Origin of the sequence: Saccharicrinis carchari (assembly GCF_900182605.1) — a bacterium.
Lineage (GTDB): Bacteria > Bacteroidota > Bacteroidia > Bacteroidales > Marinilabiliaceae > Saccharicrinis > Saccharicrinis carchari.
Genome location: NZ_FXTB01000001.1, coordinates 642,098 through 658,012 on the forward strand (window position 1 = coordinate 642,098; position 15,915 = coordinate 658,012).

Consider the following 15,915-nt stretch of genomic DNA (forward strand, 5'->3'; position numbering starts at 1 on the left):
TTATCAAAGTTCTGGGTTTATTTCCTCCGCCTGTTAATGGTAAAAAATGCAACAGCGGTAAACATGAGCGTTACACCTATCCTAAACGCCATTGCCCCAACTGTTTTAACTTCGTACAGCCCCCCGGATTTGATGTGTGCAAACAAGCCGGCGTAGGCCACCATAAGAATAACAGCAGAAGCACCCAGCACCTTGGCAGTCCATTTTTCTTGTTTAACAAACCCGTAGGCCGAACTTAAATAGAGGATACTGCTAATAAAATTTGCCCACACCACAAACGGTACAAAATTGCCTTTCATCTCCCTAATCCCAAATAAATCGAGAATAATCGATGTGCTTAAAAACAGGGTAAGCAAACCAAAAATGGCCAGCACGGTAACGGAGGAATAAAGAATTATTTTTTTCATTTTGTGTATAAATTAGTAAGTTTTTCGCATCCGAGAAGCCATCGCCATAACGCATTCACCCCCATCCCTACCGCTGCGCGGCAGTACTTCCCCCTCCCATCAAAAGGGATGGGGAAGAGCCGCCGTTGGTGTTATTTTATCCATAAAACAAATCTAAGCATCTTGTCATTCCCCTCATTTTTCAAGGAGGGGTGGATGACATGAGGTACGAAATGTCAGACGGAGTGGTTATTAGGGAACAATCCGAAAGTATCCTATCTATAAAACCCTAAGCGTTTGTAATTCCCGAATCATCTCATTGATAAGGTGCTCATCCTCAACAAACGAACGAAAACTTAATATTATGCTATTAACCAACAACTGGGTCGACTGCTTCGTTTTGAATCGCTTTTCCCGTTTTCCTTCATCAATTATCTTCGATAGGTAATACTCCACGCTATCCCTTATGCGCATAAAGGTTTTAGCTATATTTTTATTTTTTCTATACAGGCTATCATCAAAAATAATGGATCGATAATGGGGATTTTTCTCAAATATAAAATACAAACGCCTAAAGAACAGTTGCAGCTCTATGTCGGGCGACTGGTTTTCATGGCTCAACTCCCGGGTTAGCTTAATGAAATTAGCTTCCAGGTCGAGAAGAAGCAACAGAAAAACATCATCATCCTTAGTAATAAAAGGAAGCAAATCATTTTCACCCACATCCAATTCACGGGCCAGTCTCACAACCGAAAGTCCCTTTGTTCCATGCCTTCCTACAATCTCCCTTGCTTTTTCTATTATTGTGTTGTTATCTATTCTCATCATGCTTTCATTTTTTGCCATCTACCATTAGACTATACAATTGATTGAAATTGAAATAGATCCGGGCGTTTACCTGCTAATTCCCATTATAATCTATATTCATTTTCAAGCCTCTAACATTTCTCGTTTAAATTCATACGCCTTAAATTTCACCTTATAAAACAGACTATAAATAACGGGCACAAAAAACAGCGTGATAATGGTGGCAAACAACAGTCCCGATATGATGGCCAGCGTAAGGGGTTCCCACAGCAATCCGCCACCAAAATACAGTGGCAACATACCCAATGAGGTGGTGAAAGTAGTAAGCAGCACCGGGCGGAAACGATTATGTACGGCCAACATAATAGCATCGCGGCGATCCACGTCAGGGTTCTCGGCGATCTCCACATCAATGCGGTCGATGAGTATAATAGCATTGTTCACCACAATGCCGGCCAGGGCAATAACGCCCAGTATGCCAAAGAAGCTCACGAACGATCCGCCGATAAACCAACCCGCCACCACACCTATCATGCCCAGAGGTATGGCCAACAAAATAATGGTCGTCTTGCGTAAGGAGTTAAACTGCATCACTAGCAACATTACGATTAGGAAAAATGCCAGTGGCAAATTTGAGAAGATAGCGCCCAGATTTTCGTTGGTATCTTCATCTTCACCCCCAAATTCATATCCGTAGCCATTGGGCCACGTGGCCTTTTGTTCTTTCATCCATGGCCCGATGGCTTCAAAAATGTCGTCGGCATTGTATCCCGGTTGCAGGTAAGCACCCACCGTCATGGTTCGTTTTAAATCTTTACGTATGACCTTGGCAAACTGCCAATCAACCTTTACATCGGCCACCTGAGCAAGCGCTACGTTTTGGCCGGTTGCAGCCGAGTAGATATTAAATGCCTTGATGGTAGCAATGTCGTGTTCGGCGCTGTTCCTGTCCTTCATATAAATGGGAATGCGTTCGTCTGTATCGCGGAAATCATCAATTTTAATACCTGACAATCCCGTGTTCAATGCCATAGCAATCTCCATATTGGTAAGTCCGGCACGTTGCGCTTTGTCAGGATCTATCTGCACCATCAGTTTTTGTATTTTCGGCCCCCAGTCATCGGTAATATTTCTGGTTCCTTTGATGGTCACCAGTTTACTTTTCACTTTATCGGAAATGAAAGCCAGCTGCTCGGGATTACGGCCCGAAATACGTATTTCGACGGGCGTGCCCGATGCGCCTGCACCCGTAAGGCGGTTCACGCGGATATCGGCATCAGGAATATGGTTAAAACAGAAACTATCTACCTTCGCAATGATGTAATCGTTATCGGTATCGCCGGTGGTGTTAAGCAGCATGTGTGCATAATGCGATACAGCTTCATTTTTAAAATAGCCCAAATCATAGGGTTCCGGGCCTTCGCCAATGAATGACGAAAAGTCGAGCACGCCGCGCTTGCCTTTATGTTTTTCGGGTTTTACCAGCAACGAATCCAAGATATAAGCACCGATGGCATCTACTGCTTGCTCGGTATATTCAATCTGCGTGCCTTCGGGGAATATGATATCCACCGTTACCAGGTTACGGTCACTATCAGGCACCAGCTTAAACGGAAGCAATGGCATAAGCGACAAGGCTACTACGAATAGTGCCACAATAATTCCAACAAATAAAAGCGGTTTTTTTAAAACCCGATAGAGCACACCATTGTACCATAAGTTTACTTTGCGCATATTCCGGTCGACGGCATTCTCCTTTTTTGTACCACCGGATTTATTTGTTTTTATAAGTACCAGCGCCAGCAGCGGGATAAAGGTGAAAGCCATAAACCATGAACTAAGCAAGGTAACGCTGACCACCCAAAACAGAGGCGACGATATTTCGCCCATGGGTGTTTCGGCCAATGCAAAAGGCAAAAATGCCGACGAGGTGGTCAGGGTTGAGCTAAGCAGCGGTACGATCAACACCTTGCAAGAGTGTACACCCGCCTGAAAGGTGCTCATCCCCTTGCCCATGGCCACCATCATGGATTCGGACATAACAATCCCGTTATCCACCAATAGTCCCAGCGATATGATGAGGGCCGCCAGCGATACTTTGTTGAATCCCAAATTGAGCACGCCCAAAAAGAAAAAAGCGGAGAGGATGACCATGGGTAACAAAGCGGCCACCAATGAACCCAGCCGGAAACCCATGAAAAACAACATGACGGCCAGCACAATAAGCACACTTTGCAGCAGGTTGATCAAAAAATCGTTTACCTGACCTTCAACTACCTTATCCTGAGAGGCTGACCTCACCACCTCCACCCCTAAGGGTAGTTTAGCGTTGATGCGGGGCAGCGCCTTGTCCACATCTTCACCCAGGCGCACAATATTAGCCCCGTCTTTAAGTGAAATAAAAAGTGCGATGGCCGGCTTACCGTTGATACCCACAATTTTTTGGCGCGGCGATACATAATCGCGATAGATGCGCGTGGTAATGTCTTCTAAAAAAACGGTAGCTCCTGTGGATGTGGGTATCAATATTTTTTTCAGGTCGTTCAGGGAATTAAAATTACCCGAGGGCATAAGCGAAATACGTTTGCGCCCCATATTTATCTCACCGCCGGGATAAAGTATGTTGGTGGCCGAGATGATATTCCGCAATTTTGCGGCATTCAAGCCGTAACGCGACAATTGTTTATCATCGAACTCAATAAAAATACGTTCGTCCTGCACGCCACCGAACTTTATTTTGGAGGCATCGGGTAGCAGCAACAGTTCCTCACGTACCTCTTTGGCATAGCCTTCGAGTTGGTTATAAGGCACCCCGTCGCCGGTAACACCTAGGATGATGCCGAACACCGTACCTATATCTTCCGTTTTTATCATCGGCCCCATAATACCCTGTGGCAGCAGCGGCTTAAGGTCTTCCACATTATTCCGCAGATGATCCCAAACGGACTGGAGTTGATTTTGGTTTACCTGAACCTTCAGCTCTACGGTAATGACCGATATTCCATCGCGCGATTCGCTCCCGATGGTTTTTACTTCGGCTATCTCGCGTATCACCTCTTCCAGGGGGTCGGTCACCAGCGCCTCTACCTGGCGGGCATCGGCACCCGGAAATTTTGTGACCACCGTACCAATGCGTATGGTATAAGGTGGCATACTGTCGCGCTCCAGTTTAAAATAATTGGCAACACCGATAATGGCCAATATTAAAAAAACAATGAGCGTAAAGCGCGTATTTTTTAAGGCGATATTTGTTAAGTTCATAACTATACAGATTTATGAAATAGTTCAGTCTTTATTTTTAAATAAAGCATATTAGATATCTATTATTTAAACTTCTCTACTCTCCTAAAGACGGAGGGGCTTTTACTTTTTTTCTACAGCCAAAAAAAGTAAACAAAAAAGCCCGCCGACCGCACCACTCGCTTACCCACTAATGTTTTGACGATGGAACAGAAAGAACTCGTTGCACTCAAACAGCTTTCTGTTCTTTCATCGTCTTCAACAAGTGGGTCCCAAGCTACGTTGCTGATGTCGGTGACCAGCCTTGGAGGGTGACTTAAAGATTCTTGAGCATAACAAAAACATGAAGTGAATTATCCTCAACATGTTAACATTAGTTGGTTTTTAAGAGCTTAATTAAAACAACTTGTGTCATTTACACTAATCATTCATTATCATCGATAAGCTTCACCTTCCGCCCTTCGTACAAAGCGCTAAGGCCGGCCGTAATCACAATGTCGCCTGTTGAAAGGCCTTCCAGAATACCGTATCCATCAGGAGTCAGCTCTCCGGTGATAACATCCTGCCTGGCGACCATATACCCATCTGATGCTGCATCCTTTCGAGCCAGATAAACAAAATCTTTGTCATCGGAATGGCTCACCGCATCGGTAGGTATTATCACGGTTCTCTTGCTGTTAGTTTGTGTATCCAAAGGGATATGGACCGTTCCTGTCATGCCCGGAAGCAGTTGATCCGTCGGCTCCGAAAGTCTGACTATTACCGGATAAGTGGAAGCCATGCCTGTACCTGTGCCTACCTCCGACACAGTTCCGTTAAACACCCTGTCGGCCAATGTGCCAAAGCTTACTGTCACCCCCTGTCCGCTTTTCACCTGCCCGATTACATTTTCGGGCACGGCCGTCCTCACCTCCATATGATTTGTGGAAGAAAACGCCACAACAGGATGCCCGGCTCCGGTCATCTCGTTTTCACCGGCCATGATGGCCGTTATGGAACCATCGTAAGGCGCTAAGAGAATAGTGTAATCCAGCTGGTTCTTGGCGGCACGTACCTGCGCATCGGCTGTGCTGGCCATGGCCACCGCCGACTCGTACTGTGCCTTGGCCCTTTCGTAATCGCTGAGCGAAGCATTATTACCGACATACAGGTTCTCAATCCTTTGGTATGCCGACCTGGCCGCTATCAGTTGCACTTGCGCATTTTTTTGCGACATAACGGCTTTGCTATAATTAATATGGTAGTCAGTGCTGTCCAAACGCGCAATCACCTGGCCTTTTTTTACACTGTCGCCCAGTTCAACGGCTATCGCTTCGATGTTGCCCCCTACCCTAAAGCTCAGTTTTGCTTGCTTGCTGGCTTGCGAAATACCGGCAAAGGAACGTACCTCGTTTACCGAACCCTTTCCGACAACCTGATAAAAAACCGGGCGTATCTGTTCCTCAGTTTCTTGTTTACCTCCGCAAGCCGTTAGTAGCAGAGCGCATAAAATGATAAGATATGTTTTCATTTTTTTAGATTATTAGATAAGAAATTAGAGGTTAGAGGTTAGAGGTTAGAGATAAAAAATTAACAGTTACTATTCGCAAGCCTGGATAGGCACAAACAGAGGGCTTGATTTACAACTCACTAATCATCGTAACTGCTTCTTTCTCTCCCCCTTTGGGGGAGCCGGAGAGCCTGCTCCGATGATTTCGGAGGGGCTTTTTTCTCTCAATTCCTGCACATAAGCATTTTGTTCTTCCTCATCTTCCAAAAATATAAAACGCCCGTATAAACGTTGGGTATGGATATGATCCAGTACATACTGATAATAGGAGCTCTGTGCCATAAGCTGTGTTTTTACCATCATATTTTGTGCATCGATAAGCTGCACTACGGTCGCCATTCCTTGCGAATAGGCATCGCGCACCACCTGCAGGTTATCCGCAGCTGCCTGTGCAGCATTTTGCGAGAGGTCCAATTCGCGGTACGAAGCTTTGAGCAATTGCACATTGGCTCGTATGCCCTGTTCCAGGGTACCGAGCAACTCCTCCTTTTGCCAGGTAATTTTGTCCTGTTCAATGGCGGAGCGTTTGACCTCGGTGCTTTTACGGCCTCCCGTAAATATGGGCAGACTCAGGCGTAGCCCTATGTTCCAGGTGATATCGTCGGGCGGCGGAGGAATGGGGAGCTGCGGGTTGCTGATGGTTCCATCGCGTACAAAAGCCTGATCGGCGCCACCAAATAATGCCAATTCGGGGATGAACATTTGCCGAATGTTCATGGCTCTTTTTCTATCCACCATACTACCCGCCGTGTGCAGCTGTTGTAACTCGGGCGACCAGTTTTGCATGCCTTCAATCAAAAAATCAGCATACTTTTCCGTGAGTTCCGGGCTCTCGAAAAACAGGGACAGCAAATCGTGGTCGGGCACCACCGTTCCATCCACATTGATTGAATCGGCGGTGGCAATGTTGTTGGCAATGGGATAATTCAGCAATTGATTAAGCTGATACATGGCCGCCCTGTATTTAGCCTGTGCATCGTTCAGCGTCATTTTATTTAAATTAAGCTCACTGGTCCATCTATTTACATCCGATATACCCCCTTCGCCGCTCTTCTCCTTTGCTTTGGCCATCTCAAGATTTTGCAGAGTAGCATATACATTGTCGTTGCTTATTTGCAACTTACTTTTGGCAAACAGCAGCGAAATATAGGCCTTGGATACGTCGGACACGATATTGAGCATGGTTTGCCTATTGTACTGGCGTGCTGTTTCGGCAGCCAGTTTTTTAATGGCAATATTAGCAAAGGCGGCCTCCGACCAGATCACCTGCTTAAGCGATGCCGAGCCGGTGATGGTGAACTCGCCCCTTTGCCCCATGGAGGCTTCCACCAGATTCCGGCTCAGTTGAACACCGCTACCCGAAACCTCTATTTGAGGCAATACATTGGAACGGGCGATGCGTACATCTTTTTGCGCTATCAACAAATCCTGATCAGCTATTTTACCTTGCAGGTTGTTCTCCAATGCCCGGGCAATGGCCTGCCGCAAGCTCAGCTCTTCACCGGGCATCTCTGCCACGTTCATCACTATGGCATTGGCCATGGCCCACCATTGGAGAAATTTGTTCATCTGCCTGAGACTCTGCATATTTATAACCGGAGTACGTGCTACTTTGTCATTCATACCATCCATCGCCACCGGTATATCCATCAAATTAGTGCCTTCGCTTACCTTTAATACGCACAAGGCTACCTGCCGTGCCATTTGCTGAAAGCTTAAATGTGGGGTAAGGGTAAGGGTGGCTCCCTGCTCCAGATAGTCGGTTCCGGCCAATGCCAGCGACGGAATACCGCTTTGGTTCAATTCGGTAAAAAAAGCTTGAATCTCTTTCCGCTTGTGCTGAACCAAAGGAAATAACATGGCCGCATCGGTATTTTCAGGCATCTTGGAAAAAGGGTCGCCCCCTTCCTCTGCCGTAACAAACGATAGTTCAAAAGGCAAAGCATCTTCGGTCAGGAAGCCCTTGATATCCTTAAACTCTTCATACAATGGCTTTGGCACCACAACGGTCAGATGGCTGATCTGGAACATCCGGGCAAATTCCAACATATCACTTTTAAAACGTACCCACGATTCGATATAACTAAAGTTGGAAATACCACTGCTATTATCCGGCTGCAAGGGCAAAGCCTGAAAAGTACGGTCGAGGATAGTGCCCGCAATAACGGGTTTACGGTAATCGTTCAAACGGGCGGCTGCCTCTGAGGATAGCAGACCAAGGGTAAGCACGATGTCTACCTCGGCATCATTTAAAAAAGCCTGTATATTCTCATCCACCTTGCCGGGTTTCCATTGCGCATTGAGCTCCTTAAAACGCACCCCATCCCGGGCGGAGAGCAAGGCTTCAATTTCTGATTTCACCTCGTTGCTGAGCGCTTCAAACTCATTACCGGAGGCATCCTTCACAATACCCACCGTAAACGGTTTTTGCGCCAAGACAGCAATGGGAACAGTTAGTGAAACTGTTATCACAATTAATATGGTACGAATTGTTTTCATTATTTTTGAATTTAAAGTTCCCGCCTAATTAAATTTTAAGTGGCGAGATGCCACTTCATGCCTGCGGCAGGCATGCGTTCCATTTGAGTTCAGGTTTGCCCTTTTAAATCGTTTAAGTTTGCGTTTATTAATCCCCATCCCCGCACCTGTGGTGCGGTACTTTCCTTCCGAAATAAATTCGGAACGACCTGTCCCGCAGACTTGCGGGAGGCTCTCCTTCAGTATAATGTGAGAGGGAAGAGCCTTCTCAGAGTAAAAAAACTCCATAAGTTAATTTTACTGCCTACTGATTATCTCTCTGGAGCTCGACAGACGGATTACTTTTTTTCCATGTAACTGTTTTTGAAAAAAACAACTTAGAAGCCTCTGCTATGGCGGCCGTATCACTTACCGATTTCACCTTCAGGTTCACCGTTATTCCCTTTTCGGGTGCGTACATGCTGCCATCGGTCCATTGTGCGATGGTAGAATTGTATTGCAAACCTTTAACAATTACTTTACCCAGGAGTTGCTTATGCCGCTCTCCCCTATCCGGATTATTCTCATCTTTAATTTGTCCTTTTTCAAAATTATTGAGCGCTACGATTTTACCTTCATACACTTTCATCCCTTCCGAATCGGTTTTGGGATAGATTTCAATTTCGAGCTGATTGGGCAAGCGGTAACGGCCAAGTAGGTCATCGCCTTGCTTTTGACTGTTAACTCTCATTTGTAGCAGAAATAGCAGCATCAAAATTGTTACAGATGTTTTATTGATTTGCATGCTTTTAAATTTTGCGATAGTTAGAATTACAAAATAGTGAATACTCACTAACTTTTGGTTTGTATTTTATTTACTCCTTTAGTTTACTCCTTTCATTATTTATATGATTCCTATTTTAGACTATGTAAATTGACTACTAGTTCTTTAAAAATAAACTTGTAGGTTTAGCTTAGCATCTTCAAAATCGTATGTATCAGCGTTTTTCCTTTATCGGCCAAATCAAAATCGTAATTACCCATCTTCCATTTGCGCACCAAAAGCCTCACTGAACCAAACAGCAAGGTGGTAAGTAGTTCCGGATCCGTACTTTTTAATTTATGGTTGAGCGCAACACTTTTAAGCATTGCCATTATTATTTTTTCATTGTCCTCCTGTATCTCAAGTACTTTTTCAGTAAGCGCTGGTTCGTTTTGAAATATTTCCTCGGCAAAAATTACCGAAACCAAAGCAGGGTTTAAACTAAACATCATAAACACCATACTAAAAAACTCCATTATTTGCTCTTCCGCCGAAACAGTTTCCTCTTTTTGTTTCCGTTGATGATATGCATTCATACCCTGCTTAAAAGTATCCAGTATCGTGCTCAATATCATTACCTTGCTGTCGAAGTGACGATAGATGCCGGGCTCCGATATACCAATTTCTTTTGATAAGTTTTTAATGGTAAATCCCTGTATGCCTTTTTGATCGATAAGTTCAATGGAGGCTTCTATGATTTGTTGCTGTCTATCTGTGAGCATACTGCCAAATGTTAGTTAGTGTTCGCTAACAAATTAAGGACATTATTTTCAATTTTGCAAATATCCATTAAAAAAATATCTGGTGGAATAAAAAAAACCTTCAATTTACCTTGCCCTTAAATATTCCGGTTGAGCTTGATACTTGTGGGAATTCAACTTTTTTGTACATTTGGTACACTTTAATAGAAAACACGAACACTTTCTACAAAAATTTTAAACTTGCAACTAGTAAATCCTATCGAATGACGCATATAGATAAATCCAAACCGGTAATGATAACAGGGGCAACGGGATATGTGGCCGGTTGGCTGCTCAAAAAATTGCTTAAAAAGGGTATCACTGTCCATGCAGCAGTCCGGAATCCGGAAGACGAGGAAAAACTGGTTTTTTTAAATGAACTGGCCGTAAATTCGCCCGGTAAAATAAAATATTTTAAATCGGATTTATTAAATTATGGCTCTTATGCCCAAGCTATGGAAGGGTGCGAATTGGTATTTCACACGGCTTCCCCTTTTGCGTTGGACGTAAATGATCCGGTAAAAGATTTGATTGAACCGGCACAGCTGGGTACCCGGAATGTATTGGAACAAGCCAATAACACCCTCTCTGTAAAGCGGGTAGTGCTAACCAGCAGTTGTGCTGCTATTTTTGGCGATAATGCTGATCTGATGCAAACGCCCAATCATATTTTTACCGAAGAAATTTGGAACACGAGCTCAACACCAAAGCATAATCCCTACTCCTATTCAAAAACATTGGCCGAAAAAGAAGCCTGGCACATCCACGATAAGCAGTCACGTTGGGATCTGGTAGTTATCAACCCGTCCCTTGTATTGGGGCCGGCCGTAAACCCGCTGGTCAATTCCTCGGAAAGCTTTAAGATTATCAAGCAATTCGGCGACGGAACTTTTAAAACAGGAGTGCCTAAACTGGGTTTTGGTATTGTTGATGTTCGCGATTTGGCTTTTGCCCATTATCAGGCAGGTTTTGTGCCCGAGGCCAAGGGACGACACATCGTATCAGGCCATAACACCTTCTTTTTAGCGATGGCCAAAACCTTGCTACCCAGATACGGCAACAAATATCCCATCCCCCAAAAGGAAGTTTCCAAATGGTTGATTTGGTTCATAGGCCCAATGCTAAACAAAGCCTTGACTCGTAAATTTATATCCCGCAACGTGGGATATCCCTGGATAGGAGACAATAGTAAAAGTAAAACGGCTCTTGGTGTAAGTTATCGTCCGCTGGTAGAAACCATGACGGATACTTTTCAGCAGCTCATTGATAATAAAATATTGTAAGAACCTCGTTCCACCCTTCAAAAAAAGGCCTTTGGGTATGCATACTATTTTTAAAACCAGTCAAAAAGTACATTCGAATACACGGTGCTTTTTTTATACTTAATTTTCGGCGTTTAAAATATGGGCCACATGTTCCGATAAGGCAGGCAACACCTCCTTGTTAAACCATGGATTTTTCTTTTGCCATCGGTTGTTCAATGGCGACGGGTGAGGCAAAGGAAAATATTGGGGCAAATAGTGTTTGTATTGCTTTACGGTTTCGGTTAGGTTTTTAGCTGTGTTTTCTTTTAAATAATATTTTTGCGCATACTGGCCTACCAGTAGTACTAATTTTACATTTTTCATATACCTAAACAACTGTTCGTGCCATTGAGGGGCACATTCCTTCCGGGGTGGTAAATCACCGCTTTTTCCTTTGCCGGGATAACAAAAACCCATGGGTATGATGGCAAAAAGACGGGTATCGTAAAATTGCTCTTCACTTACCTTTAACCACTTTCGCAGGTTATCGCCACTTTTATCGGCCCATGGAATACCCGACTCATGCACTTTAATACCTGGCGCCTGCCCCACTATCACAATTTTACTATCGCGATGAGCTGTTAAAATTGGCTTACAACCGAGTGGAAGGTAATCCTTACATATACAGCATTTTTTTATTTGTTGTAATAGATTTTCCATGTTAAAAACAAATTCAAAATTGTAATTACTCAGCCAGCACCGCTTCTCGATAATCAAGGGATATATAGTTCCTAGCTTTATGCGCACAAAGTGGTAAAAAAAGTAACCACAAAGGGCACAAGGTATGCACAGCGGACACTAAAAAACATGGTGAACATTGTGTTGCGTTTGTGTACATTGTGGTTGAAAATTACAAACAATTAATGACAAATTACACATTTATCAAAAGAACCTCAGCTGTAACCAAAAATTAACAGTAAAGATAATACTACTTAGGGATTGATTTTATTTACTAATATCCGCCAAGCTGCCCGCAACATTTTACTCAATTTTGTTAGTTTTGTGGCTCATTTAATAATCATAAAATAATAACAAGATGAAAATTATGAATTACATTACCAATGAAAGCGTAATGCTGTTTAAAAAATGGCAGGGAACCAATTATGCCATATTTAATTCCTTAAACCGATATGTACGGATAGGTATGCTGTCGGCGATATACTTTACCTTTTTAGGATATGGACAAACCTTTGCACAGACCGACACCGCCTCTGTTAGCAAAAAAATAAAGTTGGAAGAGGTAAAAGTGTCCGCCCGCAGGGTACCGGCACTTTATTCCGAAATAGGGAGGGTTGTCACGGTCATCACCAAAAAGGACATTGACGCGCTTCCCGTGCAAAGCATCGACCAGTTGTTGGAGTACGTTGCCCATGTGGATGTACGCCAACGTGGAGTTTTAGGGGTGCAATCGGATGTGAGCGTTCGAGGCGGGTCTTTTGACCAGGTGATGATTTTGCTCAACGGCATCAACATTACCGATCCGCAAACGGGACATCACAATTTGAATCTGCCGGTCGATTTTCAGAGCATCGAAAGGGTTGAAATACTCGAGGGCCCCGGAGCACGCATTTTTGGATCCAATGCTTTTAGTGGAGCCATCAACTTTATTACAGGTAGCAATAAAGACTCCCAGATTAATGCCAACATAATGGCAGGTGAGCATGGCTTGTATAAACTGGGGGCCAGTGGCACTATAGCTCACGGTAAAACCAAAAGCTTTTTGGCTGTTAACAAAAGTGCCACCGATGGATATATAGCTAATACCGACTTTGAAATTTACAACCTTTTTTATCATGGTCAGCTCCATACAGACAGCGAGCACTTAGAGTTGCAGCTCGGATACACCGATAAAGGCTTTGGTGCCAATTCATTTTATACTGCCCGCTACCCTAATCAGTACGAGCAAACCAAAACTACCTTTGCCAGCTTAAGCTTTGCATCAAAAACAAAAAATCCCATAAAATCATCCGTTTACTGGCGCCGTCATCACGACCGCTTCGAATTGTTCCGGGGAAACCAGGGAGCCGCCACATGGTACACGCACCACAACTACCATTTAACCGATGTGCTTGGAGCCAACCTCAATACCGTAGTTTCCTCTGCGATTGGCAAAACTGCTATGGGTGCCGATATACGCTCAGAAAGTATATGGAGCAATGTACTGGGCTTTGATATGAAGGATACCTTAAAAACCCCGGGCGAAAAAGATGGCTTTTTTACAAAAAAACACAACCGAACCAATACCTCTTTCTTTTTAGAACACAGCTATACCCTTAACCGCCTATCGGTATCGGCCGGTTTAATGAGCAATTTAAATTCCGATTTGGGATGGAGTTTTGATATATTTCCGGGGTTCGACATCAGTTATTGGCTCAATAACAACTTAAAAATATATGGTAGCATCAACAAATCGCTGCGCATGCCCACCTATACCGACCTATTTTATTCAAGCTCCACCATTATAGGGAATCCGGATTTAAAACCCGAAGAAGCCACCACCTACGAGGGCGGAATTAAATTTAAAAACAATGGGGGTATAAGTGCCAATATTTCGGCGTTTAGCCGCCGAGGTAAAAACATGATTGATTGGGGTAAACCTTCCGATGCACCCGATGGAACCAAATGGACCACTTCTAATATTAATGATATAAACACCTTTGGCTTGGAAGCCGTAATCAATGCCAACTTACAGGAAATGATAAAAGGACAACATTTTTTGCAGGGTATAAACCTCTCCTACTCCTGGTTAAACCAAGATAAATCCTTGCCAAGCGGGTATGATTCGCGCTATGTATTTGACTATCTCAAGCATAAATTCTCGGGGAGTCTGCAACATGCATTGTTTTGGGACATGCATGCATCCTGGGCTGTTCAGTATCAGGATAGGATGGGTAGCTATGGCGAATATGATATTAGTTCGGGTACCGAAATAACGAAGGACTACGAAGCATTTTGCACCTTGGATTTAAAGTTGACCTGGCAAAAACCCCGATACACTCTTTATGCCGAGGCCACTAACCTACTGGATAAAAAATATACGGATATCGGTCAGTTATATCAGCCGGGCCGATGGGTAAAGATGGGGGTAAAAATACACCTATCTCTGTAAAAGCAATAGAATGTTAGATATTAGAGGTTAGATATTAGAGATTAGACTTATTTACAAACACGATATTAATAAGGTGTTAGAAAAAAAATCATAACTCAGCATAAGCTCTACTATTCATATACTTACAAAAACACAACGAGGTGTTGTAAAAAAAATGGCATCCGGGTTTGTACCGGATGCCATATATCATTCAACTCTGCAAAAAAAAATTCGATTATATGATCATACCTGCTGCTACTGTTTCATTGGTTCCTTCGTCCACTAAAATAATGCTGCCCGTAAAACGGTTTCTAAAATAAGGATCTACATGTAAGGGCTTGGTAACACGCAGGGTAATTTTAGCTATATCATTCATTCCTATATTCAGATCATCGGTATCCTTTTCCAGGGTATTGATGTTCATCTTGTGCTGAACACCTGTTACCATGCAACGTGCTTCGGCTGAGGTGTGTCGAATAACATATTTTCCTCTTGGAACAAGGTTACGCTCGTTAAACCAGCAAATCATTAACTCCAAGTCCTGCGTTGTGTTGGGCAAATCGTCCGACTTCACCAACATATCGCCGCGGCTGATGTCTATATCATCTTCTAAGGTTATGGTTACCGATTGTGGAGCAAATGCTTCGTTCATGGTATCGGTAAACAAATCGATAGTCTTTACTTTTGAGGTAAAGCCCGAAGGCAGCACAGTAATCGGATCTCCCACTTTAACGGCTCCACTCATTATACGGCCACCGTAGCCCCGGTAGTCCGGAAAATCAGGCGATTGCGGGCGTACAACATATTGTACCGGGAAACGGAAATTAGTACGGTTTACATCGCTGCTAATATGGATATTCTCCAATAGGTGTAGCAGGGTTGGCCCCTTGTACCAATCATCCATCTTCTCCGAGCGATCCACTACATTATCGCCCTTGAGGGCACTGATAGGCACAAAACGAATGTCTTTAACACTAAGTTTTGATGTAAATCCGTCAATATCGCTCCTTATCTTTTCAAATGTTTCTTGCTTATAATCCACCAGATCCATTTTGTTCACACAAAATATCACGTGAGGAATTTGTAGTTGGGAAGCAATATAAGCATGCCTTAGGGTTTGCTCTAACACTCCCCGGCGCGCATCCACCAATATAATGGCCACATTGGCTGTACTTGCACCTGTAACCATATTACGGGTGTACTGAATATGACCGGGAGTATCGGCAATAATAAACTTACGCTTAGGGGTAGCAAAATAACGATAGGCCACATCAATGGTTATACCCTGCTCACGCTCGGCTCGCAAGCCATCCGTCAGCAATGCCAGATTTACCTCCTCGTTGCCCACGCGCTCACTGGCTTTTTCTATAGCCTCCATCTGGTCTTCAAAAATAGCTTTACTATCGTACAGCAATCTTCCTATCAAAGTACTTTTACCGTCATCTACACTACCTGCTGTGGTGAAGCGTAAAAGCTCCATATTTAAATATCCTGAATTTTTATCGCTCATATCAAATTGAT

General features: G+C 43.8%; 11 protein-coding genes. 2 read left to right on the forward strand and 9 right to left on the reverse strand.

Translation table 11 applies throughout. From position 1 onward, the window contains the following. Positions 1 to 17 precede the first annotated feature (17 nt). From FN809_RS02285 to FN809_RS02315, 7 genes are all read right to left on the reverse strand, one after another. The gene (locus tag FN809_RS02285; protein WP_142531848.1) at positions 18 to 407 is read right to left on the reverse strand and encodes a hypothetical protein; all 390 of its coding nucleotides are present in this window, start codon (positions 405 to 407) and stop codon (positions 18 to 20) included. A gap of 258 nt (positions 408 to 665) precedes the next feature. Beyond that, positions 666 to 1,214, reverse strand: a complete 549-nt coding sequence (locus tag FN809_RS02290) for a hypothetical protein (RefSeq protein WP_142531849.1) — start codon at positions 1,212 to 1,214, stop codon at positions 666 to 668. A gap of 102 nt (positions 1,215 to 1,316) precedes the next feature. Beyond that, on the reverse strand, positions 1,317 to 4,454 hold the full coding sequence (locus FN809_RS02295; RefSeq protein ID WP_142531850.1) for an efflux RND transporter permease subunit: 3,138 nt from the start codon (positions 4,452 to 4,454) through the stop codon (positions 1,317 to 1,319). Positions 4,455 to 4,857: 403 nt separating this feature from the next. Continuing rightward, the gene (locus FN809_RS02300) at positions 4,858 to 5,943 is read right to left on the reverse strand and encodes an efflux RND transporter periplasmic adaptor subunit (RefSeq protein WP_142531851.1); all 1,086 of its coding nucleotides are present in this window, start codon (positions 5,941 to 5,943) and stop codon (positions 4,858 to 4,860) included. Between the two features lie 123 nt (positions 5,944 to 6,066). Next, the gene (locus FN809_RS02305; RefSeq protein ID WP_142531852.1) at positions 6,067 to 8,481 is read right to left on the reverse strand and encodes a TolC family protein; all 2,415 of its coding nucleotides are present in this window, start codon (positions 8,479 to 8,481) and stop codon (positions 6,067 to 6,069) included. A 283-nt stretch (positions 8,482 to 8,764) separates the two neighbouring features. Then, positions 8,765 to 9,244, reverse strand: a complete 480-nt coding sequence (locus FN809_RS02310) for a DUF2147 domain-containing protein (protein ID WP_142531853.1) — start codon at positions 9,242 to 9,244, stop codon at positions 8,765 to 8,767. A 164-nt stretch (positions 9,245 to 9,408) separates the two neighbouring features. Continuing rightward, the gene (locus FN809_RS02315; RefSeq protein WP_142531854.1) at positions 9,409 to 9,984 is read right to left on the reverse strand and encodes a TetR/AcrR family transcriptional regulator; all 576 of its coding nucleotides are present in this window, start codon (positions 9,982 to 9,984) and stop codon (positions 9,409 to 9,411) included. Between the two features lie 242 nt (positions 9,985 to 10,226). Here FN809_RS02315 and FN809_RS02320 point away from each other — a divergent pair, with 242 nt between their 5' ends. Further along, on the forward strand, positions 10,227 to 11,285 hold the full coding sequence (locus FN809_RS02320) for an NAD-dependent epimerase/dehydratase family protein (protein WP_142531855.1): 1,059 nt from the start codon (positions 10,227 to 10,229) through the stop codon (positions 11,283 to 11,285). Between the two features lie 99 nt (positions 11,286 to 11,384). Here FN809_RS02320 and FN809_RS02325 read toward each other — a convergent pair whose 3' ends face one another. Continuing rightward, positions 11,385 to 11,966 (reverse strand): uracil-DNA glycosylase family protein, encoded by a 582-nt coding sequence (locus tag FN809_RS02325; protein ID WP_142531856.1) that lies wholly within the window; start codon positions 11,964 to 11,966, stop codon positions 11,385 to 11,387. Positions 11,967 to 12,342: 376 nt separating this feature from the next. Here FN809_RS02325 and FN809_RS02330 point away from each other — a divergent pair, with 376 nt between their 5' ends. After that, a complete protein-coding gene (locus FN809_RS02330; protein ID WP_142531857.1) occupies positions 12,343 to 14,415 on the forward strand; it encodes a TonB-dependent receptor in 2,073 nt (690 codons plus the stop codon). A gap of 214 nt (positions 14,416 to 14,629) precedes the next feature. On the opposite strand, the gene FN809_RS02335 is transcribed toward FN809_RS02330, so the two are convergent. Next, positions 14,630 to 15,904, reverse strand: a complete 1,275-nt coding sequence (locus tag FN809_RS02335; protein ID WP_246095398.1) for a sulfate adenylyltransferase subunit 1 — start codon at positions 15,902 to 15,904, stop codon at positions 14,630 to 14,632. Positions 15,905 to 15,915: the final 11 nt, after the last annotated feature.